Origin of the sequence: Janthinobacterium sp. UMAB-56, from assembly GCF_900095265.1 — a bacterium.
Classification (GTDB): domain Bacteria; phylum Pseudomonadota; class Gammaproteobacteria; order Burkholderiales; family Burkholderiaceae_D; genus Janthinobacterium.
This window is the reverse complement of sequence record NZ_LT607655.1, coordinates 225,347-228,107: the sequence shown is the minus strand read 5'-3', so window position 1 is coordinate 228,107 and position 2,761 is coordinate 225,347. Positions and strand designations below refer to the sequence as shown.

General features: G+C 61.2%; 2 protein-coding genes. One reads left to right on the top strand and one right to left on the bottom strand.

What is annotated here, in order from left to right; all coding sequences use genetic code 11:
• Positions 1 to 2,120: chitinase C-terminal domain-containing protein (locus K0F85_RS11910; RefSeq protein ID WP_257572706.1), on the top strand; the 2,120-nt coding region annotated here is incomplete at its 5' end.
• Positions 2,121 to 2,191: 71 nt separating this feature from the next.
• On the opposite strand, the gene K0F85_RS11905 is transcribed toward K0F85_RS11910, so the two are convergent.
• Positions 2,192 to 2,761, bottom strand: a 570-nt coding sequence (locus K0F85_RS11905; RefSeq protein WP_219116237.1) for a carbohydrate porin, incomplete at its 5' end; no start/stop codon positions are given.

Genomic DNA, 2,761 nt, shown 5'->3' with positions numbered 1-2,761 from the left:
CAACGCCGACACCAACGCCGACACCAACGCCGACACCAACGCCGACACCAACACCAACACCAACGCCGACGCCGACGCCGACCCCAACGCCGACACCAACGCCAACACCGACACCGACCCCGACCCCGACCCCAACGCCGACGCCAACGGCTTGTCGTCCGGACGGCTTGATCTCGGCCGTGCCGAATGTGCCGTATTGCAAGGTGTACGACGCGAATGGCCGCGAGGTGCTGGGCAATGGCTTGAATCGGCGCATCGTCGGCTATTTCGCCAGTTGGCGCACGGGTGTCGATGGCAGTCCCACGTATTTGGTGAACAACCTGCCGTGGGACAAAATCACCCACCTGAACTATGCGTTTGCTTCCGTCGATCCGGCCACCTCGAAAATCGCCATCGGCAGCGGTGCCGCCAATCCCGATACAGGCCTCACATGGCCGAACGTGCCGGCGGCGGCCATGGACCCGTCCCTGCCGTACAAGGGCCACTTCAACTTGCTGGCGCAATACAAGAAGAAGTATCCGGGCGTGAAACTGATGATTTCCGTGGGCGGCTGGGCCGGCAGCGGCGGCTTCTACACGGCCACGACGAATGCGGACGGCAGCGTGAACACGGCCGGCATCAATACCCTGGCCGATTCCATGGTGGCGTTCGTGCGCCAGTACAACTTCTTCGATGGCGTCGATGTCGATTACGAACACCCGACCACCAACAATGAAGCGGGTAATCCGAACGACTTCGCCGTCTCGAAGCCGCGCCTGGCGGGCCTGATGACGAGCTACAACGTGCTGCTGAAAGTGCTGCGCCAGAAGCTCGACGAAGCGGCCGTGCAGGACAATAAATACTATTTGCTGACCATCGCCGGTTCTGCCTCGGGCTGGGTCTTGCGGGGCGAGGAAAACATGTCGGGATTGAAATATCTCGATTACGCCAGCCTGATGACCTATGACTTGCACGGTGCGTGGAATCAGTATGTGGGACCGAATGCGGCACTGTTTGACGATGGCAACGATGGCGAGTTGCGCGCCGGCAATGCTTACCAGTACCAGAACATCGGCTACCTGAACACGGACTGGGCGTACCGCTATTACCGGGGCGCCATGCAGGCGGGCCGCATCAATATCGGCGTGCCGTTCTACACGCGGGGCTGGAAAGATGTGACGGGTGGCACCAACGGCCTGTGGGGCACGACGCCACTGATCAGCTCCACGGTTAGCTGCGCGGGCGTGAAAACCTGCGGCACGGGCGCCACCGGCATCGATAACGTCTGGTATGACCTCGATACGCAAGGCAAGCCGACGCCGGGTGGCGGCAACCCCATCTGGCATGCGCTGAACTTGCAGAACGGTATCGTGCCTAGCTACCTCGATGCGTATAAAGTCACGGACAAGACGCTGGTGGGCACGTATGTGCCGTACTACAGCAGCACCATGGTGGCGCCATGGCTGTGGAATGCGAGCAAGAAAGTGTTCATTTCCACGGAAACGACGCAATCGATCGCGGCCAAGGCCCAGTACATCGTCAACAACAATATCGGTGGCGTGATGATCTGGGAAATGGCGGGCGACTATGCCTGGGATGCCACGCGCAATGGCGGCAAGGGCGAGTATTTCATGGGCACCACCCTGACGGACGTGCTGTACCAGGCCTTCCGCACGGCTGGCGTGTACGGCAACAAGCGTGCCGAAATTGCCATGCCGGGCACGGCGGCCAACGTCAGCATCACCCTCGGTGGCTGGAAACTGGGCGATAACAACTTCCCCATCAATCCGGTGATGACGGTGAAGAACAACACCACGTCGACCCTGCCGGGGGGCACCGTGGTGGAGTTCGACTACCCCGTCTCGGCGCCATCGGACATGAGCGACCAGTCCGGCTTCGGCTTGACGGTGATCAATGCCGGTTACACGGGGCCGAACAATATCGGCGGCTTCACGAAGAACTACAACCGGGCCCGCTTTGCGATTCCCGCCTGGCAATCGCTGGCGCCGGGCGGCTCCGTGGCGCTGACCTTGAACTACCGCCTGCCGATTTCGGGACCGGCCAACTACACGGTCACCGTGGGCGGCACCAAATATGCGCTGACGCAAGAGTATCCGGAATTGCCGGTGGCCTTGCCGTAAGTTGGTGATGCCGTAAAGTAAAAGGGCGGAACCGAGGTTCCGCCCTTTTTAGTTTTTACCGCCGATCCCGTTTAGAACCAGGTTTCTACCTGGAAACCATACGATGTGCCGCTGGTATTGTTGTTATAGATCGGGCCGCCGTTGTTCGACGCGTTGACCGACGCGGTGGCCGCATCGTTCCATTTGCCGTAGGTAACAAAGGCGCGCAGCTCGGGACGTGACCACAGGCCAGGACCAGCCGAGATCGTCGGTGCGATGGTCAGCTTGGTCAAACGCTTGGCCGGCAGGCCGCCCGCTTGCGTCACGCGATCCGTGCCCAGTTCGCCCACCAGCTTGAAGTTGTTGGTGAACGCGTACACGGGACGCACGCCGACCGAGGTCCAGGTCGAGGAACCGTTGGCATTCGACTCGTCTTTTTGCCACAGGGCGACGAATTCCATGCCGAAGTTTTCCATCGGCTGGATCGCCATGTCATTGAAGATGCGCGTGCGTTTCACGTCCGAACCCAGGCCGGTCTCGCCCGATGCGCCGAACTGCGCGCCCTTGCCCGTGCCAGGACCGACGCCGTACTGCACGCCGAAGGTGTTGCCGCCGCCGAAGACCTTGCCTTGACGGTGGAAGGCCGACAGTTGCCAGCCGTT